The 23,755-nt window shown below is 33.7% G+C and carries 23 protein-coding genes and 1 tRNA gene; 7 read left to right on the plus strand and 17 right to left on the minus strand.

The features are described 5' to 3' along the window. Positions 1 to 45: 45 nt before the first annotated feature. Complete coding sequence (locus tag Q0770_RS07610) at positions 46 to 534, minus strand: DUF1761 domain-containing protein (RefSeq protein ID WP_299115647.1); 489 nt, start codon at positions 532 to 534, stop codon at positions 46 to 48. Between the two features lie 92 nt (positions 535 to 626). Next, positions 627 to 2,627, minus strand: a complete 2,001-nt coding sequence (locus Q0770_RS07615; protein ID WP_299115649.1) for a glutamine--tRNA ligase/YqeY domain fusion protein — start codon at positions 2,625 to 2,627, stop codon at positions 627 to 629. Positions 2,628 to 2,715: 88 nt separating this feature from the next. On the opposite strand from Q0770_RS07615, the gene Q0770_RS07620 reads away from it, so the two are divergent. The 3 genes from Q0770_RS07620 to Q0770_RS07630 all read left to right on the plus strand — a co-directional run bounded on the left by Q0770_RS07620 (position 2,716) and on the right by Q0770_RS07630 (position 3,444). After that, positions 2,716 to 2,916 (plus strand): zinc ribbon domain-containing protein, encoded by a 201-nt coding sequence (locus tag Q0770_RS07620; RefSeq protein ID WP_299115651.1) that lies wholly within the window; start codon positions 2,716 to 2,718, stop codon positions 2,914 to 2,916. A gap of 44 nt (positions 2,917 to 2,960) precedes the next feature. Then, positions 2,961 to 3,332 carry a dihydroneopterin aldolase gene (folB, locus tag Q0770_RS07625; protein WP_299115653.1) on the plus strand — a complete coding sequence of 124 codons (372 nt, stop codon included), beginning with the start codon at positions 2,961 to 2,963 and terminating at the stop codon, positions 3,330 to 3,332. A 41-nt stretch (positions 3,333 to 3,373) separates the two neighbouring features. Beyond that, a tRNA-Cys gene (locus tag Q0770_RS07630) sits at positions 3,374 to 3,444 on the plus strand. 176 nt (positions 3,445 to 3,620) lie between these two features. Here Q0770_RS07630 and Q0770_RS07635 read toward each other — a convergent pair. The 8 genes from Q0770_RS07635 to Q0770_RS07670 form a co-directional block, all read right to left on the minus strand. After that, positions 3,621 to 4,079, minus strand: coding sequence for a VOC family protein (locus Q0770_RS07635; protein ID WP_299115655.1), 459 nt, complete (start codon positions 4,077 to 4,079; stop codon positions 3,621 to 3,623). Positions 4,080 to 4,086: 7 nt separating this feature from the next. After that, on the minus strand, positions 4,087 to 5,694 hold the full coding sequence (locus Q0770_RS07640) for a class I SAM-dependent methyltransferase (protein ID WP_299115657.1): 1,608 nt from the start codon (positions 5,692 to 5,694) through the stop codon (positions 4,087 to 4,089). A gap of 87 nt (positions 5,695 to 5,781) precedes the next feature. Then, a complete protein-coding gene (locus tag Q0770_RS07645) occupies positions 5,782 to 6,465 on the minus strand; it encodes a LysE family translocator (RefSeq protein WP_299115659.1) in 684 nt (227 codons plus the stop codon). 57 nt (positions 6,466 to 6,522) lie between these two features. Next, positions 6,523 to 7,194 (minus strand): head GIN domain-containing protein, encoded by a 672-nt coding sequence (locus Q0770_RS07650; RefSeq protein WP_299115661.1) that lies wholly within the window; start codon positions 7,192 to 7,194, stop codon positions 6,523 to 6,525. A 58-nt stretch (positions 7,195 to 7,252) separates the two neighbouring features. Continuing rightward, positions 7,253 to 7,489, minus strand: coding sequence for a hypothetical protein (locus tag Q0770_RS07655; RefSeq protein WP_299115663.1), 237 nt, complete (start codon positions 7,487 to 7,489; stop codon positions 7,253 to 7,255). Between the two features lie 2 nt (positions 7,490 to 7,491). Then, positions 7,492 to 7,791: a heavy metal-binding domain-containing protein gene (locus tag Q0770_RS07660; protein ID WP_299115665.1), complete on the minus strand. Its 300-nt coding sequence runs from the start codon at positions 7,789 to 7,791 to the stop codon at positions 7,492 to 7,494. Between the two features lie 5 nt (positions 7,792 to 7,796). Then, entirely contained in the window at positions 7,797 to 8,048 is a 252-nt protein-coding gene (locus Q0770_RS07665; RefSeq protein WP_299115667.1) for a hypothetical protein, read from the minus strand. A 64-nt stretch (positions 8,049 to 8,112) separates the two neighbouring features. Further along, positions 8,113 to 10,347: a ribonuclease R family protein gene (locus Q0770_RS07670; RefSeq protein ID WP_299115669.1), complete on the minus strand. Its 2,235-nt coding sequence runs from the start codon at positions 10,345 to 10,347 to the stop codon at positions 8,113 to 8,115. Positions 10,348 to 10,958: 611 nt separating this feature from the next. Between Q0770_RS07670 and rpiB the strand changes: the two genes are divergently transcribed. The 3 genes from rpiB (at position 10,959) to Q0770_RS07685 (ending at position 13,060) form a co-directional block, all read left to right on the plus strand. Further along, positions 10,959 to 11,393, plus strand: a complete 435-nt coding sequence (gene rpiB / locus Q0770_RS07675) for a ribose 5-phosphate isomerase B (RefSeq protein WP_299115671.1) — start codon at positions 10,959 to 10,961, stop codon at positions 11,391 to 11,393. Between the two features lie 20 nt (positions 11,394 to 11,413). After that, entirely contained in the window at positions 11,414 to 12,331 is a 918-nt protein-coding gene (locus tag Q0770_RS07680) for a cation diffusion facilitator family transporter (RefSeq protein ID WP_299115673.1), read from the plus strand. Positions 12,332 to 12,616: 285 nt separating this feature from the next. Continuing rightward, positions 12,617 to 13,060, plus strand: a complete 444-nt coding sequence (locus tag Q0770_RS07685; protein WP_299115675.1) for a GNAT family N-acetyltransferase — start codon at positions 12,617 to 12,619, stop codon at positions 13,058 to 13,060. 1 nt (position 13,061) lies between these two features. On the opposite strand, the gene Q0770_RS07690 is transcribed toward Q0770_RS07685, so the two are convergent. The 6 genes from Q0770_RS07690 to Q0770_RS07715 all read right to left on the minus strand — a co-directional run bounded on the left by Q0770_RS07690 (position 13,062) and on the right by Q0770_RS07715 (position 20,375). Beyond that, positions 13,062 to 13,886, minus strand: a complete 825-nt coding sequence (locus Q0770_RS07690; RefSeq protein WP_299115677.1) for an OmpA family protein — start codon at positions 13,884 to 13,886, stop codon at positions 13,062 to 13,064. Positions 13,887 to 13,970: 84 nt separating this feature from the next. Beyond that, a complete protein-coding gene (locus tag Q0770_RS07695; protein ID WP_299115679.1) occupies positions 13,971 to 15,605 on the minus strand; it encodes a S41 family peptidase in 1,635 nt (544 codons plus the stop codon). Further along, entirely contained in the window at positions 15,589 to 15,978 is a 390-nt protein-coding gene (gene rnpA, locus Q0770_RS07700) for a ribonuclease P protein component (protein ID WP_299115681.1), read from the minus strand. Before rnpA ends, Q0770_RS07695 begins: the two co-directional genes overlap by 17 nt. A gap of 106 nt (positions 15,979 to 16,084) precedes the next feature. Continuing rightward, positions 16,085 to 17,893, minus strand: coding sequence for a M1 family metallopeptidase (locus Q0770_RS07705; RefSeq protein WP_299115683.1), 1,809 nt, complete (start codon positions 17,891 to 17,893; stop codon positions 16,085 to 16,087). 6 nt (positions 17,894 to 17,899) lie between these two features. Next, the gene (locus tag Q0770_RS07710; RefSeq protein WP_299115685.1) at positions 17,900 to 19,504 is read right to left on the minus strand and encodes a S8 family peptidase; all 1,605 of its coding nucleotides are present in this window, start codon (positions 19,502 to 19,504) and stop codon (positions 17,900 to 17,902) included. Between the two features lie 13 nt (positions 19,505 to 19,517). Next, positions 19,518 to 20,375, minus strand: coding sequence for an MBL fold metallo-hydrolase (locus Q0770_RS07715; RefSeq protein WP_299115687.1), 858 nt, complete (start codon positions 20,373 to 20,375; stop codon positions 19,518 to 19,520). Between the two features lie 143 nt (positions 20,376 to 20,518). Here Q0770_RS07715 and Q0770_RS07720 point away from each other — a divergent pair, with 143 nt between their 5' ends. Next, positions 20,519 to 22,360, plus strand: a complete 1,842-nt coding sequence (locus Q0770_RS07720) for a sodium:proton antiporter (RefSeq protein ID WP_299115689.1) — start codon at positions 20,519 to 20,521, stop codon at positions 22,358 to 22,360. 28 nt (positions 22,361 to 22,388) lie between these two features. On the opposite strand, the gene accC is transcribed toward Q0770_RS07720, so the two are convergent. Further along, complete coding sequence (accC, locus tag Q0770_RS07725) at positions 22,389 to 23,741, minus strand: acetyl-CoA carboxylase biotin carboxylase subunit (protein WP_299115691.1); 1,353 nt, start codon at positions 23,739 to 23,741, stop codon at positions 22,389 to 22,391. Between the last annotated feature and the right edge of the window lie 14 nt (positions 23,742 to 23,755).

Consider the following 23,755-nt stretch of genomic DNA (forward strand, 5'->3'; position numbering starts at 1 on the left):
AACCTCGAAGGATTACTTCGAGGTTTTTGTTTTTATATGCTTCATTTAAAGTCCACAAAGGATAGCTCCCATAACAGCAAGCGTTAAAATCCAGTACCCTGCATTAACAAAGATATACTTTGCGCTTTTACGTTCAAATAAAGCTATAGTACCTATAATTGGTAAAGCTCCAAAAACACCAAAGATTGTTCCATGTAATGCACCGTGTTTAAAAGTTCTAAACTCATTACCGTAATCAGCCATGAAAGCATCAAAAGAGGCTTTGGCGGTTTCTGGTTCGCCTCCAACCATACCTAAAGCACCCCACTGGTGATTGGTAAATTGCATTAACAACAAAGACAATAATGCTGCAAAAACGAGAGAAAGTCCAAAAATAACAGCCATTTTTCCACTTTTCATTTTTTCTTCAGTCATTCCTGATTCTCGCATCCATAGATTTCCAAAACCTATTTTTGGGTTGTACCATAATGCGCCAACAACTAATGCTGCTACTGCCGCAATAGGTATTGCTATAGGGTTAATTGGTAATTCCATAATTATAAAGATTTTTTAGTTAGTATATTTTAAAAGTACAAAAAAACCTCTAAGTGATTACCTAGAGGTTTTTAGTTATAACATATAATGTTCTAAATTTCGCTTGCTTCGGCAACTAACAATTCGTTTTTATCCTCTTTTGCTTTAGCTATAAAAGCATCAATGTTTTCATTGCGCCCTAAGCCATTTTTAAGCTGTTCTTTTAAAGCAATCAAAACTGCAATGCGTGTACCTGCCTTTTTTACCGCGGTCCCAAATAACGCTTCTAAATCTTCATAAGGCACATCTTTAGCTAATGACTGAATCTCTGCTTTTGCTTTCAACTGCTTTTCTTCAGGTAAGTTGGTATATTTTTTTCCTAATTGCTGAATGATACTTATTGCTGGACGCTTTTGTTGTACTTGTTTCTGAGATTGATGGTGTTGAGGTTTAGGTTTTTGTTTTACCCAACTATCACGCAAACCAACTGTTTTATTAAACACTAAAGCATCTGGCTTAGAATCTTCGTCAACATTAAAATAGCCTAAACGTTGAAACTGAAACTGCTCTCCTACTTTGGCTTCGGCTAAACTAGGTTCTAAATAGCCTGTTTTTACTTTTAAAGAATTAGGGTTTACAAAGTCCATAAAGTCTTTGTCTTTATGTCCGTCTGGAGCTTCGTCCATAAACAAACGGTCGTACTCTCTTATTTCAGCTTCAATTGCATGAGGCACAGAAACCCAATGTAATGTTCCCTTAACTCTTTTTTCTGTTTCTGTGGTATATGTACAATGTACTTCTGTTATGTTTCCGCCATTGTCCTTAACAACATCGTTAGCTTGAATAATATACGCATTCTTTAAGCGAACTTCGCCACCGAGCTTAAGCCTAAAAAACTTGTTTCCTGCCTCTTCTTTAAAATCTGCTTTTTCTATATAGACTTCTCTTGAAAACGGCACTTTTCTTGAGCCAGCATTATCATCTTCTGGATTGTTTTCGGCGTCAAGCCATTCTTCTTTTCCTTCAGGATAATTCGTAATCACAACTTTTAGCTGGTCTAAAACTGCCATTACACGATTAGCGGATTTGTTTAAATCTTCACGCACACAAAATTCTAAAAGAGACACATCAATCACGTTTTCGCGTTTAGCAACACCTACTTTATCTATAAATTGACGTATAGAGTTTGGCGTATAGCCTCGACGACGTAAGCCAGAAATGGTTGGCATACGTGGATCATCCCAACCTGTTACTATACCTTCTTCAACTAAGCGTAATAACTTACGTTTACTCATTATGGTGTAACTCAAGTTTAAGCGAGCAAACTCACGTTGTTTAGGTGGCATTGGTAGTTCTCCCTTGGAGTAATCGTATACATGTTCTCTAAACCAATTGTATAATTTTCTGTGTGGCTTAAATTCTAAAGAGCATAAGGAGTGTGAGATTTGTTCTATATAATCACTCTCTCCATGTGTCCAATCGTACATTGGGTAAATACACCAATCGTCGCCTGTTCTGTGATGATGCGCATACATGATACGATACATTAAAGGATCGCGCATAAGCATATTTGGATCTTCCATGTCTATTTTGGCACGCAAAACATGCTCTCCGGCTTTGAATTCTCCAGCTTTCATACGTTGGAATAAATCCAAGTTCTCTTCAACTGTTCGGCTTCTGTATGGGCTATTTGTGCCTACTTGTGTCGGTGTCCCTTTCTGCTCAGCCATAGTTTCTGAAGATTGAGAATCTACATAGGCTTTACCATCTTTAATCATTAAAACCGCCCAATCGTAAAGCTTTTGAAAATAATCTGAAGAATACAATTCGTTTTTCCATTGATAACCTAACCAAGCAATATCTCTTTTAATAGCATCTACGTATTCTTGCTCCTCCTTTGCTGGGTTTGTGTCGTCAAATCGGAGATTAACTGGCGCATTATATTTTTCGCCTAAGCCAAAACTAATACCAATAGCCTTAGTGTGTCCTATATGTAAATAGCCATTAGGTTCAGGAGGAAATCTAAAACGAAGGTCTTCTTTTGGTAAACCATTGGCTAAATCTTCTTCTATAATATGCTCAATAAAATTGAGTGATTTTGTTTCTTCAGACATTGCAAAAAATTAAAGTGTAAAATTACACAAAATTGTAACAAAACTGCTTTATTTTACACCTATACAACGAATCTAAATCTTATAAAACATGAGCTATAAATGCCCAAAATGCGATAATACCACTTACGATGTTGGCGAAATGAGAGCCACTGGCGGAACATTATCAAAAATATTTGATGTACAAAACAAGAAATTTACTTCCGTAACTTGTAAAAAGTGTTCTTATACCGAGTTTTTTAAAGCAAAAACAAGTGCATTGAGCAATATCTTTGATTTGTTTACCAATTAACGCCTAGACAAGCTCGATCTAATAGAAAGGTTTATTTTTGCTTTATGGGAATAATAAAAGTTGAAAATATACGCGTATTTGCGCATCATGGTTGCTTAGCTGAAGAAACCAAAATTGGTAGTGATTACCGTGTAGACTTGGAGGTAAAAGCTAATTTAAAAACATCTGCAAACACGGACGAATTAAGTGACACTGTTGATTATGTGTTTTTAAATACGGTTGTTAGAGAAGAAATGGCGCAACCTTCAAAGTTATTGGAAACAGTGGCACAACGTATTCTAAATCGTATTTTCTCTGAAGATAAAATGGTGACTAAAGCTACAGTTAGTGTAAGCAAGATAAACCCACCTATTGGAGGTGATGTTGAAATGGTAAGCATTAAAATGAATCAGAAGCGAAAAAACAATAGTAAATAGTGTAAAACAGTAAATATTTTTATATTTGCCAACGCATATAGGGTGTCGTGGCCGAGTGGCTAGGCAGTGGTCTGCAACACCATCTACAGCGGTTCGAATCCGCTCGACACCTCAACAAAGCGTTACTTTTTAGTAGCGCTTTTTTTGTTTTTAAATTTTAAGAAAAAATTAGATGAAGTGTTATGTGGTTTGGGTCCTTTCTGAATAAAAGTTTGAATCTCATAACACATCTAGAAAACCTTTATATGGGTGTGATTCGTTAAATGACTGCTCTAGAAGCTATACTAATTATTCTTTTATGGCTAGCCACTCTTCATAAGTGACTACTCGTCTTTCTTTGTCTGACTTTGTTTTTCCTTCTAAGATTCCGATAAATTCTAGGTCATGTCCATCTGGGTCATTAAAATAAATGGATATCGCAGGCATCCAGACAAAAACCATAGGAACTTCTTTATCATCATTTAAAAAATTCCATGATTTAATATTTCGGGCTTTGAGAAAATTGACCGATTCATTTAAAACCCAATCTGGGTCACACTCAAACGCAAAATGTCTAATATCAATCTTTTCTTTTGGCTTTTCCCACAACCCTAACATAAACTGTTTGTCTTCTCCAATCCAAAAGAAAGCAATTTTTCGCTCTTGACTAAAACGGCACTGTTTTAATCCAAGCGTGTTTTTATAAAAATCTACAGAGCGTTCAAGGTTTTCAACAAATAAATGCGTTTCATAAAGTCCTTTTATCATCGTCTTCTTAGTTTTTTAATAAGCTAATTGACACTGTAGCAAAATCAGAATCTGGGAATTTTTTAAACTTACTCATATCAGGAGCTAAACCAGCTTCTTGAATTACATTTAAGTACTCGTCCAGCTCAAGTATATATTGATCGGAATAACCATGCGTTAAATCATAAGCAGTGGCTGCCGTTTTTCCTAAGTTCTGTGCAACTAATTCTGGGTTTACGGTATGTAACTCAATTAGTAATAAGCCAAATTTTTTGACATAAGGCGTCCATTTGCCAATATGCTCTTTTAATGATTCTGCAACTAAATTATTATTGATTCTTTCGCCTTCAAATGCATATGCGCCCGTTGACGAACTCACTCTTGAGGGTTTGGTTTTAGGGTGTTTCCAAATTCTGTTATGATCTAAAAACGTTCTTACGTTAAGCAATTCTCTTATATCAATGTCGTAATTTTCTTTTAAGTCTTCAGCTAAACGATTAGGATTGCCAATATCTCCCCAAATAATCTTCGCCCATATATCGGCTTGAATAAGGTTTTTCTTAGTCACCTTGAGCGCCGCTTCGTTATAGTCTACGCCTATTATTTTTAAGGGATATTCATCTAAAATAGAGCCTCTATATGTTTGGTTTTCTATAACTGAAAATAAATGCTTTAAAAAAGCGCCGTTACCACATCCCATATCAAGAACGCCTTGAGGTTGTTGATCTATTGGTTTGTTGAAAAGGTCGATGATAATTTGGTCTACAACCTTAAAATAGGCACTATGAGCACCACCACTTCCCCAAATATTCATTTCTCGATCTACATGTTTTTCTTCAGATGCTGTAGATTGTTTTTTAAGTATTAGTGGGTCGCCAAATATTAGGTTGTCTAATTTACAAAGCGTCGGTTTATAGGAAACTGTAACACCATATGCGCTTGCTCTTTTTGCAAAAAACAACCCAAATTCAGTAAATGAATAAGAGCCATTTTTTTGATTAAACCATCCCAACTCGGTGAGGATTATAAGCAGCTTATTAAATTCTTGATGGTTTTGGTAGAATTCTTCTGCCCGAAATCTTGATTCCATAAAATACTTATGAAACATGCCTGTAATACCTAAATACACAATTGTTGGGCCCACAATAACGCCTTCGATATGTGCTAAGATTTGTTCTTCTATTTTTCTTTGAAACTCATTTTTAGATAACTGAATGCCGTAGTTGGTTTTGTACTTGTTGTATATGCTTTCTAATTTTAAAAATGGTTCGATTTCAAATTTTCTTGGATGGTAATTCTCAGACATTTTTAATAAGTCTGTAACATCCTTATACAGATAAAAATAATTGAACGCTATTTCTGATGCTTCATTGGTTTGATAACTAATAGAATCGTTTTTATTGTCTACATTTTGAATAAGCCATCCTTGAGAACAAAGCCCCCTAAGCGCAATATTTAAATAACCTTCATTGGCCTTAAATTTAGTTGTGAGTTCCTTAAGTGTTGCGGCTTTGTTTTGCAGTAAATAATCTGTTACTCCGTGTGTTTTTAAGGTGTAAGCCGTTGGTGAAATAACAATACCATCAAGGTGACGGAATAGTTTACTTCTTAAGCTTGCTTTTTGAGTTGAATTCATGCTAGGTCTATGGATAATTTTCTAGTATGTGACCTAAGATAGTAAATAAGTAGAAACTCGTTTATTAGTAGCAAAAAGGTTTTATTATCAATGCTTTACAGGATTAATTTTTTCTATCTGCTCTTTGCTTTTCTCATACATTTCTGGGAAAAGACCTTGGGTTAATAGTAAGATACCAAAGCCTAAAATAGCAAGTGCTACAATTTTTTTGGTTTTAAAAATACGTCTTGGTGTCAATTTTGTTCGCAATCGTTTTGCGGCAGCTATCTTAAATAAATCCACAACAAAATACGTCGTTAGCATTGTGGTAATAAAAATAAATGTTCCGTTTTCTGAAGTGGTCAAGGAGGTGCCAATGACAATAAAGCCTAACCAACCTAAGAGTACACCAATATTTATAAAATTGAGTAAGAATCCTTTTATAAAGAGTTTTCCATAGTCTTTTTGTATTTCTACTTTATGATATTCTCTAACAATCGCTCGGAAAGAGTTTGAGGTTTTTATAAAAGAAATAACACCATAAACTATAAGTAATACACCGCCGAAAATTAGAAAGCTAGGGTCGTCTTTTACTTTTTCGACAATTTTATTTGTACTGTAAAAGGCTAAGAGGATAAAAACAACATCGGCTAGTATAACGCCTAAATCAAATATTAATGCACTTTTAAATCCTTTTGTGGCACTAGTCTCTAATAGCACAAAAAATACAGGCCCAATAGTAAAGGCAAGTATAATTCCAAAAGGGATAGCTGTTAATATATCGTCAAACATGTAAACATCGATGGTTTACACAAATGTAGTAAAGATATTACGAACAGGAAAGGTTGTTTACATGCGTTTTATACGGCCACCAAGGACACGTTTTTCGTCAATTTCTTTTGGATTTCCGTAGATATAAACTTCACCGCCAGCTCTAACTCTAACCTCAACAAATTCTGAAGCATTTACCTTAGCCTCACCTGCTGCATTAATAGATACTTCGGTGTTTTTAGTTTTAAATTCTTCACCATTAAATACACCGCCTGTATAGATAGTCACATCTTGGTTCTTGGATTGTCCTGTAAGATTCACAACGCCTCCAGTAACTGCTCTTACGTCTGTATAAGTTGCTTTGATATTAGCGGTAATCTCCCCACCTTCTTGGGCTTTGAACTTCACATCAAATTGCTCTATTGTGCCTTTAACTTTAATATTAGCACCTTCATTAGCATCAATTATATCTACTGATGTGTAATACAGCATCACTTGTGTGTCATTACCGTCATAAGATTCTTCAAGCTCCATACGAATTTTAAGCTTTCCGTTTTTATTAATGACTTGTACATTTCTTCTATTAGCACCCTCGATAACCACTTTATTTTCATCTGATTTAATCATGGTAACATTAATTAAATCGAAGGCTTTAAGTTCTTTAAATTCGCCAACATCTTTTACAATTGGACTTTGCGCAAATACTATTGTGCTTATTACAAATGCTATGATGGTTATTGCTTTTTTCATCTTGCTTTAATTTTATACTTATACAGATAATACTATAAACGAACTGTTACAGGTTTAATTATTTAATGATATAAATTCGCTCGCTAAAAAACCATTTTAACTGCACTTCTTTTCCAGATTGTTTACTAATAACTGTACGTCTTGGTGAAAAAAGAGCGGCTATTACTGCTGAAATCATTCCGGCAATTGGACCATCAGATAAACCAAGTACAACTTTAAAAAACAGTAATACTACTAAAAAAATTCCTAGAAAAACAAGTAGTGAAATGATAATGGCTTTTGTACTAGAGTTCATAATTAGACCATTACTTTAACTGCTGTGCCAGTGACCGAGACCATTGGATAATTTGTGGTGGTTAATTCAATTTCTATTTTAATACCAACTATTGCATTAGCGCCTTGAGCTTTAGCATTTTCCGTTAAAGATTGAAATGCTTTTTCTTTTACAACATCGACACTGTCTTGAAGTTTTTTGTAATATTTTGAAGTACTAAATCCTGAGGCTAATGTTTGCTCGTTAATAGCAACACCAGTTACAATACCTAAATAATCTGCAATTTTAAAACCTTCAATTGTATTTGTAGTTGTTAATATCATAGTTTTTATAATGTTTTTGTTTTAAGATAAGCTTGCCATAATTCTTGTGGATTATTTATAGATAAATCTACTTTACCACAAGAACCACAGATTTGTGCTTTTAGGGCACCTTTTTCAAATTTATTAAAAAGAACTCTATCTGTTGTTTTAATCTCAATAGATAAATCTTTTTTAGCATTACCGTGACCAAAATCTACAATTCTCATGTCGTGCATTATTTTTGTAGACCCGCAAGCTGAACAAGTTTCTGATTTCATAATTTATAGAAATTTATCGTTTCTATATCTGTCAAACTTATTATGGTTTTGTTACAGATGGTGTTTATTCTTGAGGTTTACCAACCATAAAGAAATCAAGGTGTTTCTTAACTAAGTCTGTGTTCTTAACCTTTACAATAACCTCATCACCAAGCTGATACATTGTCTGCGTGTTTTTACCAACCATGGCGTAATGGTCTTGATCAAAATAATAATGATCATCCTTCATGTCTCGAACACTAACCATGCCTTCGCATTTATTTGAAATAATTTCGACATAAATACCCCAATCGGTAACACCAGAAATAACACCAACAAATTCTTCGTCTTGATGGTCTTGCATAAATCTAATTTGCATGTATTTGATAGAATCTCGCTCTGCTTTTGTTGCTAGGTTTTCCATATCACTGCTATGACGACATTTTTCTTCGTAAATCTCTTCATTAGCAGATTTATTACCATCTAGATAATATTGTAATAAACGATGTGCCATTACATCTGGATAACGACGAATAGGTGATGTAAAATGACTGTAATAATCAAAAGATAAGCCGTAATGCCCAATATTATGTGTTGTATATTCTGCTTTAGACATCGTACGGATGGTTAGTGTATCTACTAGATTCTGTTCTTTTTTACCAACGACATCTTTTAATAAATTATTTAATGAAGAAGATACACTCGCTTTATCTTTAAAGTTAAGTTTATGACCAAAACGACTAACTACATTTTGAAGTTGTGCAAGTTTTGCTTCATCTGGCTCATCATGAACACGATAAACAAAGGTCTTTTTTGGTTTTTGCTTTCCTATAAATTCTGATACTTTTCGGTTTGCTAATAACATAAATTCTTCAATCAATTTATTAGCGTCTTTGCTTGTTTTAAAGAATACACCAACAGGATTTGCATCGCTATCTAAATTGAATTTTACCTCGACTTTATCAAAAGAAATAGCACCTTCACGCATACGTTGAGAGCGCAATTTTTTAGCTAATCTATCTAAAACCAATACAGCTTCAGCAATTTCTGATTGCGTTTTATATTCTTTTCCTGTTAAAGAAACTTCTTTAGGAATTGTCGTATCTATTTGAAAGTTATTGATAGTATCTAAAGTAATATCTAGATTGTTTTCTATGATAGCTTGCGCTTCTTCATAAGCAAAGCGTGCATCAGAATACGTAACTGTTCGTCCGTACCATTCGTCTTTAATTTCGCATTTAGCATTCATTTTAAAGACTGCAGAAAATGTATATTTTTCTTCATGTGGACGTAAAGAACATGCACCATTAGATAGACGTTCAGGAAGCATTGGCACCACACGATCTACTAAATAAATAGAAGTTGCACGCTCATAAGCTTCATCATCTAAAATTGTATCTGGTTTTACGTAGTGTGATACATCAGCAATATGAATTCCTATTTCATAATCTCCATTTTCTAAAACCTTAAACGATAAAGCATCATCAAAATCTTTTGCGTCTTTTGGATCAATGGTAAAGGTTAAATCTTTACGCATATCGCGACGTTTTTTTATTTCTTCTTCCTTAATAGAAATATCAATATTATTAGCATATTCTTCTACTTCATAAGGAAACTCTGCTGGTAAACCATATTCTGCAAGTATCGCATGAATCTCGGTACTATGCTCTCCTGGTTTTCCTAATACTTTAAGCACTTTACCATAAGGAGAATCGGCTTTTTCTGGCCAATCTGCAAGTTTTACTAATACCTTATCTCCGTCTTGTGCTTTGTTAATTTTATTAATTGGTACAAAAATATCTTTGTACATCTTATTACTATCACAAACTACAAAAGCAAAATTCTTTTTTTCTTGTATTTGGATAGTACCAACATACTCACTTTTTGCACGATTTAAAATATTAGTAATTTCTCCTTCTTGCTTTCCTCGATGACGTCTTCTGTAAGCGTAAAACTCTACCTCATCGCCATGTAATGCTTTATTTGTATTGTTTGAAGCTATGAAAATATCGTCTTCAAAATCATCACTTATTATATAACCATTTCCTTTTGAAGAGGCATCAAAAATACCTGTGTGGTATTCTGCAGTGACAATGGCTTTATATTTTCCACGGTCTACTTGTTCTATCTCTTGTTTAGCAGTAAGTTTAGCTAAAGTTTTTATAATTTGATTGCGACTACTAGCGTCATTAACACCAAGTATAGCTGCAATCTGTTTGTAGTTAAAGGATTTATTTCGTTCTTTTTTAAGAATACTAAGAATTGTATTAGTAAGGTTTGAAATCCCTTTTTTGGATTTCTTCTTTTTTTGTCTTGTCATTTAATTATTTGTCATTTTCATTTTCCTGAAAGTGTCAGGAATTCTTTCTATAATCCACTTAATATCAGGTGAAGTAATTATATTAAGTTGGTACAAAGCTAAGCTATTATTATTTAACCACGTTTAATTAAAGTTAAATCAACTGAAATTTACAGTTATCCACAATTATATTATCATACATTTTTTCTTTTTAAAAATTTAAAATAAAAATGATGGTTATTATAGACTGTTAATAGCTGTATAACTTTTTATGATGTTAGTTGTAAAAGTGACTTACTGTTTTCTATTAACACGTTATAAAATAATTAATGACTTATAATTCAATAGGTTTTGATTTACTATTCACAGTTGTTAATAACCTAAATTAACGTATTATTTTTAATAAGTCTTTTAGAATTTCATGTTAGTAGATACTCTTTTTTGTCTGATAACTCATCTAAAATTAAAGGCTAACTTTTTTGGTTTTTTAAAACCAATTCTGGTTTGCATTTTTTATTGAATAAATAAAATTTTACTTCTAAATACTTGTCAACACTTATTAACAAGTAATGAATAACCTTGTTAACTAATTTGAAATAATCGTAACTTTACACTAATAAAAAAACAAAAAAATGACAATTTCTATAGGTAATGATCATGCAGGTCCAGATTATAAACAAGCTATTGTAAAACATCTTGAATCAAAAGGAATTACTGTGAAAAATTATGGTACCGATACTTTAGATAGCGTTGATTACCCAGATTTTGTACATCCTGTAGCAAAAGATGTTAATGATAATAACGTAGATTTTGGTATTCTTGTTTGTGGTTCTGCAAATGGTGTAGCGATGACAGCAAATAAATATCCTAATGTACGTGCTGGTATTTGTTGGATGAATGAAATAACAGAACTCACACGGCAGCATAATAATGCTAATATTATATGTATTCCAGCAAGATATACAGCCATACCGCAAGCTATAAAGATGGTAGATACATTTTTAGAAACCGCTTTTGAAGGCGGTCGTCACCAAAACAGAGTTAATAAAATACCTATGAGTTGCTAATATGTTGTAAATAAAATAACATGGGTCACGGTCATTCTCATCATCATTCACACAGTCATAAAGACGTTAACGGCCGCAATCTTTTAATTTCAATTATTTTAAATATAGCTATAACTATAGCTCAAATTATTGGCGGTATAATATCTGGTAGTTTAGCTTTATTAAGTGATGCACTTCATAACTTTAGCGATGTTATATCTCTTGTTATAAGTTATATTGCAAATAAACTTGTAAAACGTAAAGCATCTATAAAACGTACTTTTGGTTATAAACGTGCAGAAATTTTAGCAGCTTTTATCAATGCTTCAACTCTTGTAATTGTTGCAATACTTCTCATTTTTGAAGCGACAGAACGTTTTCAAAACCCACAACAAATAGAATCTAATCTAGTGATTTGGTTATCTATAATTGCAATTTTAGGTAATGGTTTTAGTGTACTACTACTTAAAAATAATGCTGATGATAATATGAATATGAAAAGCGCTTACTTACATCTCTTAACGGATATGATGGCAAGTATAGCTGTTTTAATTGGAGGTCTTTTAATGAAGTATTATCAAGTTTACTGGGTAGATAGTGCTTTAACTTTAGTTATAGCTTTATATCTCATTGTTATGGGTTGGGATTTACTAAAAAATTCTACCAAAGTTTTAATGTTATTTACCCCTGACGATGTACCTATAGATTCTATTATTAAAGATGTTCAAACCATTAAATCTATAAAAAATGTACACCATGTGCATGTTTGGCAATTAAATGAAGATGAGATCCATCTCGAAGCTCATATAGACTTTATAGATGATATATCACTTTCAGAATTTAACACCGTTCTTCATGAAGTAGAGGAACTCCTATTACATAAATACAAGATTAACCATGTAAATATTCAACCAGAATATGGTAAGTGTGATACTAAATCTGTAATTGTACAAGATTGAAAATAAACACGTAATCAAAAAAAATAGTATTTAACGGCTTTTATTTTATAATTGCTATTTCATTAGTTAATTTAGCATCGTATTACTTTAATCTAACATTATAAATGGTGAAATAATTGAAGTTTTTTTAATAACGTTTTAAACACTTTATAGTTAGATTAATAAGTATAATTTAATGGGGATTAATTATACTTGACAGATTAAACCTTGAGTATATATTACTCAAGGTTTTTTTATCCTAATTTCTTTTTAGCTTAAGTTTGTTGTAACTTAATAAATAGCTTAATGATAGAGACTTCTATAAAACAATTTTCTGAACTTAATACACAGGAATTATATGACATACTTCAACTTAGAAGTGAAGTTTTTGTGGTTGAGCAGGATTGTATTTATCAGGATATTGATGGTAAAGATCAAAAAGCATTACATGTTTTAGGTTATAAAAAAGGAAAACTTGTAGCTTATACACGAATTTTTAAACCAGGAGATTATTTTAATGAAGCCAGCATTGGTAGAGTAGTGGTTGTAGAAAATCAAAGACACCATAAATATGGTTACGATATAATGAAAGCATCTGTAAAAACTATAGAAAATCATTATAATACAGAGACTATTTTAATTTCTGCTCAAGTTTACTTAAAACGCTTTTATAATAATCTAGGTTTTTATGAAACAGGAGATACATACTTAGAAGACGGAATTCCTCATATTAAAATGAAGAAAAGTTAGATTAGTGTCCAACTTTTGTTACTAAAAATTCCACACGGCGATCAAGCCTTTGAGGACCACCTAAAGGAAACTTACGTTTCATACCAATATATTTCATTCTATGCCTGCTGACTCCTTTACTCGCTAGATAATCGTAAATATATTTTGCGCGCGCATAAGACAAATTTCTTTTTTTTGTCTTACCATCAATAGCATCTCTTTCTCCACTCGTACAACAGACATGACCTTCAATTGTAAAATAAATGTCACTACGTTTTACTAAAATGGAAGCAATTTTATTTAATATTACTCTAGATTCTGGTATTAAGTAACTATAACCACGCTCAAACAACAAGTTTTCTAACAATATTTTATCTCCCACCTTTAAGTCTCCACTTAAAATTGTTTCTAAATTTTTGGAATCGAAATTATTTTCTCTGGCAGGGAAAACAGGAGATACTATTATTTCTACTTTTCTATTAAGACCCCTAATTCTTTTTACATCATTTTCTTTAATAATACGAAGCAATAATTCTCCTTTACCGTCTGTATTGGTAATTAAAGACTCATCAAATTCGTTATTGGTTAAGACTTCTTTAATAACATTGGCCCGATTTTGGGAGAGTACCATATTATAGGAATGGCTGCCTCGATCATCGCAAAAACCATAAATAGAAATCTTATTTATATCCACTGACTCAATATCATCTAAGAAGAGAAGAAGTCTATACATTTCAGTTTCTGGAATAGAATATTTGTCTGTTTCAAAATAGACAATGTGTTTTATCTCGGTTTGAGATATTACCAACTGAAAACAAAAAAGAGCAAGAAAAAATAACCTTTTCATTATAAAGGGTTTTTACCACAAAACTTTGCTTTTAAAGCAAGGTTTGTAGCTTATCCGCTTTATAAATATATAAAATTTAGATTTTTAGTTTAAAATCTTGTTGTATTTAGATGGATTTGAAAGAAGATCTAACGCTTTCTTTATTTCAGTATTATTGACTTTATAATAATCGTAAAGCCCCTCAGAATAGAAATAGCGTTTTATAATTTCATCTCTTAAAAGCAAAGATAATTTTTCCTTGTCCTTGTTGACAGCTGAAGTTTTATAGTCTTCTAAAGCAGAAACTAATTGATTGTATTCAGAAGCAATTGTGTTATTTAGCTCTTCTTCTTCAGCAACCTCTATAGCTTTACTAAGCGCTTTCTCTGTTTTAGTCTCAAAATTAAAATCGTTACTCTTTAAATAATTTTTAAAAGCTTCAAAATCTGAATTTGAAAATGTATACCCACTCAAGTCTGAAACTTTATTTTTATAAAAATACTCAGTAGCGAAATCAAAAATCAAATTTTCATTTTCAATTGCTTTAGTAATGGGTGTTTGTTTTGATTCTGCAATTTCTACATCTGGCTGCACGCCACCACCATCAAAAACAGCACGCCCTTTTTTAGTTTTAAAAGCTTTATAGTTTTCTTTTTTAGTGCGTGTGGCATTTCCTTTTTCGTCTCTATTCCAATAATCCAAAGCCTGTATACAACGACCAGAAGGTGTGTAATATCTGGAGATGGTAATCTTCATTTGTGTACCGTATGTCAGTGGTTTTGGACGCTGAACAAGACCTTTACCAAAACTACGAGCACCTATAACAACGGCACGGTCTAAATCTTGTAACGCACCAGAAACAATTTCGCTCGCAGAAGCAGATCTACCATTTATTAAAACTACTACAGGAATATCTAAATCAACAGGGTTTCGCGTTGTATAGTAGGTCTTATTATACTTTTTTACTTTAGATTTGGTAGTTACTACCAATTGTCCTTTTGGTACAAAAATATTCACAATATTTACCGCTTCATTAAGTAAGCCTCCAGGATTTCCTCTTAAATCCAAAATAATATTTTTAGCACCAACATTCTTTAGGGAATTAAGGGCTTTTACAGTTTGAGAAGACGCTTTTTTATTGAATTTTCTTAAAACTATGTATCCAGTGTCTTCATTAATCATTGAGTAATGTGGTACCGCATTGATTTCAAGAGACTCTCTTGTAACTTTAATGGTGTTAATTTTACCTTGTCTTCTATAAGTTAAAGTTACTTCAGTTCCTGCAGCACCCTGCAGCAGATTACCAGCGTCATCTTTAAAGTCAGTAATATCTACATTATCGATTTTAATAATTTCATCTCCAGCTTTTAATCCAGCTTTATCCGCAGCGTAATCTTTATAAGGCTCGACAATTACCAGTTTATCCTTTAAGGTTCTTACTTTTGCGCCAATACCCGTATAATCTCCAGCATTGTTAATTCTTGAAGACTGCACATCTTGCTCGTTATAAAATGTTGTGTAGGGGTCCAACTCATTAAGCATACTTTTAATAGCAGTATCCATTAAATCACCAGGATTGGTATCATCGACATAGTTCATGTTTAATTCCTTAAACATGGTCGTGAAAATCTCTATTTGCTTTGCAATTTCAAAGAAATTAGAATTGAAAGCCGTGGTACTTAGAAACACCATTACCAGAGCTATTGGAAGAATTATTTTTTTATTAAGAAACCGTTTCATCTTTAGGTATATGTTTTAAAAATTTCTGAAAAAGAAGACTAGTTGTACTATCTAATTCTTCGAAAGTTGTTTTGTTTCTACTAATGTACAAAATCATAAAGGCGTACGATGTTGAACTTTTGTTAAAGTATTTGGGCTTATTTAAGCGGTAGGCCTCTCGCATTAGGCGTTTTATCCTGTTTCTGTCAACAGCATTTTTATGAATGCGCTTACTCACAGATACTCCTGTTTTTAGAACAGAGTCGTCTTCAAAAGTTGTTTTTAAATAAACCAAACGCAGCGGAAAAACCGTTATTGATTTTCCTTCTGAGAAAAGCCGCTCTATAAGTTTTTTGCTTTTAAGTTTGTCTTTTTTTGAATAGCTAAAATTCATTCAATAAGTTTAGTAAAGTAAATATAGCACAAACCAATTGTATGAAATGTATTGAAGCAAAAAAGACGCCTATAAGACGTCTTTTTATGTTATAAGCAAATATTAATTATAGACTTGAAACATTATTAGTTCTATCTATATCAGCCATCATTTGCGATGGGTCAATTTCGATAGACTTTACGTCTTTTGCGGTTTTTAAATCGTAAGTTGGATATGCCCATGCCCAATCACCAACAATACTAGCTTTGGTTGGTTTTTCTCCACGCATCATTTGTAACGGAATATAAAAATCTTCTTTTGAACCATCAGCATATGTCACACTCACATCTATCGGCATTGGCATTGGGCCTATGCGCTCTAAGGTTACTGTTGAGCCATTTATAGATTTAACACCATAATCAATTGTATTAGTTGTTTGCGCAAAATCGATGAGATACCAATCTAATTCAAAATCTGTAACTTTTTCTGCAGTTCTTATAATATCCATTGGTTTAGGGTGTTTAAAGGCAAAATCTTTGTAATACTTTTTTAATGTTTTCTTCAAATTATCTTCACCAATAACATAACCTAATTGTGCAATAAAAACAGCACCTTTACTGTAGGCCGAAGCCCCATAAGCCCCATTTAAGTTATATCTATCAGCATGTGTTGTTAGGGGCTGCTCAACACCAGATTTAGCAAGGCCCAAATAACCGCGGTAAGAACCAGAAGTCGGGTTTTCTCTTGGCTTATCTCTCAAATCATTCATTGCTAATGCAGAAATATAGCTTGTAAAGCCTTCATCCATCCATTCGTGTTTCGCTTCGTTAGTTGCTAATAAAAACTGAAACCAGGTGTGTGCTAATTCATGAGCCGTTACGCCAAGTAAACTACCATAACTTCTCTTTCCTGTAATTAGAGTGGACATGGCATATTCCATACCGCCATCGCCACCTTGAATAACTGAATATTGATCATATGGATATTTACCAATATTTTCTGAGAAAAAAGTCATTAGTTTTGCTGTGTCTGCTTGTAAATCCTTCCAGTTTTTTAAGTTTTCAGCAGGCAAATCTTTTTTGTAATAGAAGTTTAAAACGGGCCCATTGACCATCTTATAAGTATCATGAATATAATCCTTGTCTGCAGCCCAAGTAAAATCATGAACATTAGGTGCTAAAAAACGCATTGTTTTTTTAGAACCATTGATGGTTGGTTCTCCTTGAAGATAACCAGTACCACCAACAACATAATCTTTATTGATTGTCAAAGACACATCAAAATCTCCCCAAACACCATGAAACTCTCTTCCTATATACGGGTCTGCATGCCAACCCTCATCATCATACTCGGCTAATTTTGGATACCATTGCGTCATAGATAGCGCTACACCTTCGGCATTATTTCTACCTGAACGACGAATTTGAATAGGCACTTGAGCGTCAAAATCCATTTTAAAAGTCACTTTTTCCCCTGGTTGAATAGGTTTATTGAGTTTTACTTCTAAAACAGTCCCAACAGTTTCGAAAGCCAAAGCAGTTCCGTTTTGAGATAGAGAATTCACTTTTATATAGCCTATTTCACTTGGTTTTAGTTTACTAATTCTATCTCCAACACGTCGATCTGGGTCAGAAATTGTGCGCGAACGCACATCCATTTCACTACCAGGCTGAAAAGCATTGAAGTATAAATGATAATACACACGATTTAATGCCTCTGGCGAATTATTAGTATATACCAATGTCTGGTCACCCTTGTACTGATAATTATTCGTGTTCATGTCTATATTCATCTTATAATCGACATGTTGTTGCCAGTAACTGTTAGAAGTATTAGTTGTTACTGATTGAAAACTGTTATTTTGAACCGCCTGTTTTGAACCGTCACAAGACATCAAAACACAGGCAATTGCTAGAATAGAAACTATTTTTTTCATAAATAATTATAATTTAGAAGCCATAATTAATGCGTTAAAAGCATTTGCTATACGCCCACTTTTTGACAAATTTGAGAACGGTTGCACATTTTCTGCATCTCCACCAACGACAACTTTTGTTGTTAAAGGTAATCCACTATCAAGAATAACGTTTTTAACTTGCACAGCCGATAGATTTGGATAGTAAGATCGTATTAAAGCAGCAATACCCGCAACAGCAGGAGCGGCCATTGAAGTTCCACCCTTTGTGCCGTATTCGTTTTCAGGAGTTGTAGAATATACTTGCGCGCCTGGAGCAAAAATATCTACATTTTTATCACCATAATTTGAAAAACCTGCTACCATCCCGCTTCCGTATTTTGGAGCTAAAGCACCAACAGAAATGTAATTGTCTGCCACTTCTTTTCCATTGATATTATCCGCAGGGAAATTAGGCTCCACATCGATGTCTTTACTATCATTACCAGCAGCATGTACAATTAGTACATCTTTATCTGCAGCATATTTTATAGCATCTCTTACCCAATCACTATGAGGTGAAAAAGACTTACCAAAACTTCCATTAATTATAGTTGCCCCGTTATCTACAGCATAACGTATGGCTTTTGCAACATCCTTGTCATACTCATCGCCGTTAGGTACAGCTCTAATAGACATAATCTCCACATTATTTGCCACACCGTTAGCACCTTTTCCATTATTGCGCTCAGCAGCAATAATACCAGCGACATGCGTACCATGACTTTCCGATTTCTTTACTGGTTTTACGTTACCATCACCATAACCAGGATAGCTGTCAAAGTCATCAGGGTTATCACCTGTTTTACGGCCTTTAAAGCTAACATTGTAGTTGTAGTTTAAGCTCTCGTTAATGCGTTCAACTTCACCTTTTAGAGCTTTTTTTGCAGCAGCAGAATCTTCTAATCCAAAACCATAAATCTGATTTAAAACAGCGATATGATTAAGAAGTGTTTCGTCTTCAGTTTTAATTTCATTGACTTCTTTTGGTGTGTAATCTTCTTTTTTAAGATGAGTAGCCACAGCTTTATCTGCCTGCAAAAATGCTGTATTTATTTGCTCTATTCTGGTTTTATAGGCCTGATTTTCTGTGACAGTTTTGTCTAGTTCTGCTTTTGCTTCTGCATATCTTGGCGCATTAGCATCACCATTGGCAACTATACGCGTTAATTCTAATTGTTCATCATAAGCTTTTCCTAAGAAATTCCAACCGTGAATATCATCAACATATCCATTATTATCATCGTCTTTTCCGTTGTTTGGGATTTCGTCTTTATTAGTCCAAATAACACCATCTAAATCTTCGTGGTCAATATCAATACCAGAATCTATGACAGCTACAATAACTTTTTTGCCTTTATTACCGTTAATAACTTCTGCATAAGCACGGTCAACACCCATTCCAGGAATCGTATCCTTTTCAAGGTCGAGATGTCCCCAATTTTCTTTTTCAGCTTTAGTTAATTCGGCAACTTTTAACGGAGAGGTGTCTATATTTTCTATAGGGGTAGAAATAAGTGGCGCCCCACCACAGCTTACCAAAACAGAAGCTAAAAACGTATAAGCAATTAAGAGTTTTTTGTTGTAATTCATAATATATATTAGTTTAGAAAATGTCTTTACAGGTATAAACCTCATTAAGTCTAACACCTTTTTCAGTGTGTTTTACAGTTATAATTGGATTATGAGCATCATGCTCTAAAAATAAATAATAATTATTGTTTGCGGCTAGATTTAAAAACTGTTCTTTTTCATCTAGAGTCAATAAAGGTCTAGTATCATAACCCATAACAAATGGAATTGGTAAATGACCAGCCGTTGGTAGTAAATCTGCCATAAAACAAATGGTTTTACCTTTATAATTAATCATTGGTATCATTTGTTTGTCTGTGTGGCCGTTGGCAAAGAAAATATCAAAACCCAATTCTGAATTGTTTAAAATAGAATTGTTTGGAAGTGAGGTAAACTTAAGCCGTCCGCTTTCCTCCATGGGTAATATGTTTTGTTTTAGGAAAGAAGCTTTTTCACGTCTATTTGGTAAGGTGGCCCAAGCCCAATGATCTTTATTGCTCCAGAAATCTGCATTTTTAAAAGCTGGCTCTAAAACTGTTCTGTCTTTGTTATACTGAATACTTCCGCCACAATGGTCAAAGTGTAAATGCGTCATAAACACATCTGTTACATCATCCCTATGAAACCCATAAGAGGCTAGTGACTTATCAATAGAATTATCGCCCCAAAGGTGATAGTAGCCGTAAAATTTTTCGCTTTGCTTATTACCCATTCCGGTATCGATTAAAATAAGGCGATTACCATCTTCAATCAATAAACAACGTGCCGCTATATCTATCATGTTATTATTATCAGCGGGGTTTGTACGATGCCAAAGTGATTTTGGAACCACGCCGAACATGGCACCGCCATCAAGTTTAAAATTTCCTGCTTCAATAGGGTATAAATTCATAAGAAACGAAAATAAGAAATATGCCTCAGACCACCCATAAACTTAAGAGTTTATTACCATTTTCTATGATGTATGTTAGTTCTCTATTTCCGATGTTTTTAATGTATATTTATAATTTTATGATTTAACTATACCAAAAGAAAATGATTGAACTAGCAGGTATTATAATTTTAGGAATTTTAGCACAATGGGTCGCTTGGCGACTTAAAATTCCAGCAATCTTACCATTAATTTTAATAGGCTTATTGGTAGGGCCCATTGCTGCAGAGTTTTTATCTGATGATAAGCAAAAATGGATAGAACCCATGTGGAATGGTGAAAAAGGCCTTTTTCCAGGCGAAAGCTTATACTACTTTGTGTCCTTAGCTATAAGCATAATTTTATTTGAAGGAGGTTTAACGCTTAAGAGAAATGAAGTAAAAAATGTGGGACCTGTCATAACTAAGCTGATTACTGTAGGGGCTATTATAACTTTTTTTGGAGCTGGATTGGCTGCGCACTTTTTATTTGGTTTAAGTTGGGAACTTTCTTTTTTATTTTCAGGACTAATTATAGTTACTGGACCAACAGTAATAACGCCCATCTTAAGAAATATCCCGTTAAAGAAAGACATATCTGCAGTATTGAAGTGGGAAGGTATTTTAATTGACCCGATTGGAGCATTAGTAGCAGTTTTAGTTTTTGAATTTATAAGCGTTGAGGGCGATAGTGGTTTTACTAAAACCGCTTTTATGGAGTTTGGAAAAATTGTTTTATTCGGAACCACCTTTGGTTTTACATTTGCACACGGATTAGCTTTTGCGATTAACAAAAAATTAATTCCCCATTATTTATTGAATGTTGTTTCGCTTTCGGTTGTGCTTCTTGTTTTTGTTGAATCTGAAATTTTTGCTCACGAATCTGGGCTTTTAGCTGTTGTTGTAATGGGAATGGTTTTAGGAAACAGTAAACTAGAAAACCTCAAAGAGCTACTCTACTTTAAAGAATCACTTAGTGTATTACTGATTTCAATATTATTTATTCTTTTGGCGGCTAATATCAATATTGAAGATTTATATCTGTTATACAGTTGGAAAACTGCAGTTTTATTCTTAGTGGTGGTTTTAATAATAAGGCCACTTGCAGTTTTTGCAAGTACACATAAATCTAGTTTAAATCTGAATGAGCGTCTTTTTGTGAGTTGGGTGGGGCCAAGAGGAATTGTGGCAGCAGGAATTGCCTCTCTATTTGGAAGTAAACTTATAAAGCAAGGCGTTGAAGGTGCAGAATATATTACCCCACTAGTATTTATGATTGTCTTAGGTACTGTTTTGCTTAACGCCACAACAGCTAGACTTTTTGCTAAAGTGGTTGGTGTGTTTTTGACCAAATCTGACGGAATTTTAATTGTTGGCGCCTCAAAAGTATCTCGTTTATTGGCACATTATTTAGACACCAATAATAGAAATGTGGTGTTAATCGACAGCAACCAAACCAATATTGAAAAAGCAAAGGAAATGGGTCTAGACGCTATTTCTACAGATATTTACTCTAACACATTGTCGGATAATATTGAACTAAATGACGTAGGTTATTTAATGGCTTTAACGGGGAGCCCAGATATTAATAAATATGCCATAACAAAGTTTAGTAAACAGTTTGGAGAAAATGGCGCATTTCGCCTAGTTTCTAAAGATGAAATGCGAGACGAAAACAACAATCCAAAAGAAGGTTTGTTTTCTCATACAGATGACTATGAATCTTTAATGAATGTGAGTAAAAATTACCCAAGTGTTCAAGAAATTGTAGTAGATAATATGAAGCATTATAATAGTATAATTGAATTAACAAAGACCGATAAAGATGTTATACCTATATTCTTAAAAGATAATAATGGCGAATTAATTATTATTTCCTCCCATAATAACGAGGTAGAAGATATTGGTGAAAACTGGAAACTTGTCTATCTAGGAAAACCCATTGATATAGAAAAAATAAACGTATAAAAAAAGCCCTCATTTTTGAGGGCCTTTTTTAATTATCTTGTTGTTTTGGCATTTCAAAATCTTCCATAAATTTAGTAGTATAATTACCAGCCAAATAATCTGGGTGATCCATCAATTCTCTATGAAAAGGAATTGTAGTTTTAATACCTTCGATAACGAACTCATCTAAGGCTCTTTTCATTTTATTAATTGCCTCTTCACGTGTTTGCGCTGTAGTAATCAACTTCGCAATCATAGAATCGTAATTTGGCGGAATACTATAGCCAGCGTATACATGTGTGTCCAAACGCACCCCATGCCCCCCCGGCGCATGTAAAACAGTAATTTTTCCTGGAGAAGGCCTGAAGTCGTTATATGGGTCTTCGGCATTAATTCTGCATTCAATAGAGTGTAAATTTGGCGTATAGTGCTTTCCAGAAATTGGAATACCAGCGGCTACTTTAATTTGTTCTCTAATCAAGTCAAAATCAATAACCTGCTCAGTAATAGGATGCTCTACTTGGATACGTGTGTTCATTTCCATAAAGTAGAAATTACGGTGCTTATCCACTAGAAACTCAACAGTTCCTGCGCCTTCATATTTAATATATTCAGCAGCTTTTACGGCGGCTTTCCCCATTTTTTTACGCAATGTATCTGTCATAAAAGGAGAAGGTACTTCTTCTGTTAATTTCTGATGACGTCTTTGTACAGAACAATCACGTTCAGATAAATGACAAGCTCTGCCCGTAGAGTCTCCAACAACTTGAATTTCTATATGGCGCGGCTCTTCTATAAGCTTTTCCATATACATATCATCGTTTCCAAAAGCAGCCTTTGATTCCTGCCTTGCAGAATCCCAAGCGTCTTTTAAATCTTCTTGCTTCCAAACAGCACGCATACCTTTTCCACCACCACCAGCAGATGCTTTAAGCATTACAGGGTAACCTGTTTCTTTGGCAAGCTTTTCGCACTCTTTATAATCTTCAATAACACCTTCGCTTCCAGGCACACATGGCACGCCGGCAGCTTTCATAGTAGCCTTGGCGTTTGCCTTGTCTCCCATACGGTCAATCATTTCTGGAGACGCACCAATAAATTTGATATCGTGCTCTTCACAAATTTTAGAAAATTTAGCATTTTCTGACAGAAAACCATAGCCAGGATGAATAGCGTCAGCGTTAGTGATTTCTGCAGCAGCAATTACATTTGCCATTTTCAAATAAGACTCATTACTTGGTGCGGGACCAATACAAACGGCTTCATCGGCAAATTTCACTGGCAAACTATCTGCATCTGCTGTAGAGTAAACAGCTACAGTTTTAATACCCATTTCTTTACAGGTTCTAATAACACGAAGTGCTATTTCTCCTCTATTGGCAACTAATATTTTTTTAAACATAACTTTTAATTTAA

This window comes from uncultured Winogradskyella sp., from assembly GCF_947501905.1.
In the GTDB taxonomy this organism is placed as follows: domain Bacteria; phylum Bacteroidota; class Bacteroidia; order Flavobacteriales; family Flavobacteriaceae; genus Winogradskyella.

What these genes read in the sequence shown, in the direction of transcription:
- Q0770_RS07690 (WP_299115677.1), bottom strand. Translation starts at nt 13,886, where the DNA reads ATGAAAAGGTTATTTTTTCTTGCTCTTTTTTGTTTTCAGTTGGTAATA.
- Q0770_RS07685 (WP_299115675.1), top strand. Translation starts at nt 12,617, where the DNA reads ATGATAGAGACTTCTATAAAACAATTTTCTGAACTTAATACACAGGAA.
- rpiB (WP_299115671.1), top strand. Translation starts at nt 10,959, where the DNA reads ATGACAATTTCTATAGGTAATGATCATGCAGGTCCAGATTATAAACAA.
- Q0770_RS07665 (WP_299115667.1), bottom strand. Translation starts at nt 8,048, where the DNA reads ATGAAATCAGAAACTTGTTCAGCTTGCGGGTCTACAAAAATAATGCAC.
- Q0770_RS07610 (WP_299115647.1), bottom strand. Translation starts at nt 534, where the DNA reads ATGGAATTACCAATTAACCCTATAGCAATACCTATTGCGGCAGTAGCA.
- Q0770_RS07705 (WP_299115683.1), bottom strand. Translation starts at nt 17,893, where the DNA reads ATGAAAAAAATAGTTTCTATTCTAGCAATTGCCTGTGTTTTGATGTCT.
- Q0770_RS07710 (WP_299115685.1), bottom strand. Translation starts at nt 19,504, where the DNA reads ATGAATTACAACAAAAAACTCTTAATTGCTTATACGTTTTTAGCTTCT.
- accC (WP_299115691.1), bottom strand. Translation starts at nt 23,741, where the DNA reads ATGTTTAAAAAAATATTAGTTGCCAATAGAGGAGAAATAGCACTTCGT.
- Q0770_RS07715 (WP_299115687.1), bottom strand. Translation starts at nt 20,375, where the DNA reads ATGAATTTATACCCTATTGAAGCAGGAAATTTTAAACTTGATGGCGGT.
- Q0770_RS07695 (WP_299115679.1), bottom strand. Translation starts at nt 15,605, where the DNA reads ATGAAACGGTTTCTTAATAAAAAAATAATTCTTCCAATAGCTCTGGTA.
- Q0770_RS07620 (WP_299115651.1), top strand. Translation starts at nt 2,716, where the DNA reads ATGAGCTATAAATGCCCAAAATGCGATAATACCACTTACGATGTTGGC.
- Q0770_RS07635 (WP_299115655.1), bottom strand. Translation starts at nt 4,079, where the DNA reads ATGATAAAAGGACTTTATGAAACGCATTTATTTGTTGAAAACCTTGAA.
- folB (WP_299115653.1), top strand. Translation starts at nt 2,961, where the DNA reads ATGGGAATAATAAAAGTTGAAAATATACGCGTATTTGCGCATCATGGT.
- Q0770_RS07720 (WP_299115689.1), top strand. Translation starts at nt 20,519, where the DNA reads ATGATTGAACTAGCAGGTATTATAATTTTAGGAATTTTAGCACAATGG.
- rnpA (WP_299115681.1), bottom strand. Translation starts at nt 15,978, where the DNA reads ATGAATTTTAGCTATTCAAAAAAAGACAAACTTAAAAGCAAAAAACTT.
- Q0770_RS07680 (WP_299115673.1), top strand. Translation starts at nt 11,414, where the DNA reads ATGGGTCACGGTCATTCTCATCATCATTCACACAGTCATAAAGACGTT.
- Q0770_RS07650 (WP_299115661.1), bottom strand. Translation starts at nt 7,194, where the DNA reads ATGAAAAAAGCAATAACCATCATAGCATTTGTAATAAGCACAATAGTA.
- Q0770_RS07670 (WP_299115669.1), bottom strand. Translation starts at nt 10,347, where the DNA reads ATGACAAGACAAAAAAAGAAGAAATCCAAAAAAGGGATTTCAAACCTT.
- Q0770_RS07655 (WP_299115663.1), bottom strand. Translation starts at nt 7,489, where the DNA reads ATGAACTCTAGTACAAAAGCCATTATCATTTCACTACTTGTTTTTCTA.
- Q0770_RS07640 (WP_299115657.1), bottom strand. Translation starts at nt 5,694, where the DNA reads ATGAATTCAACTCAAAAAGCAAGCTTAAGAAGTAAACTATTCCGTCAC.
- Q0770_RS07615 (WP_299115649.1), bottom strand. Translation starts at nt 2,627, where the DNA reads ATGTCTGAAGAAACAAAATCACTCAATTTTATTGAGCATATTATAGAA.
- Q0770_RS07660 (WP_299115665.1), bottom strand. Translation starts at nt 7,791, where the DNA reads ATGATATTAACAACTACAAATACAATTGAAGGTTTTAAAATTGCAGAT.
- Q0770_RS07645 (WP_299115659.1), bottom strand. Translation starts at nt 6,465, where the DNA reads ATGTTTGACGATATATTAACAGCTATCCCTTTTGGAATTATACTTGCC.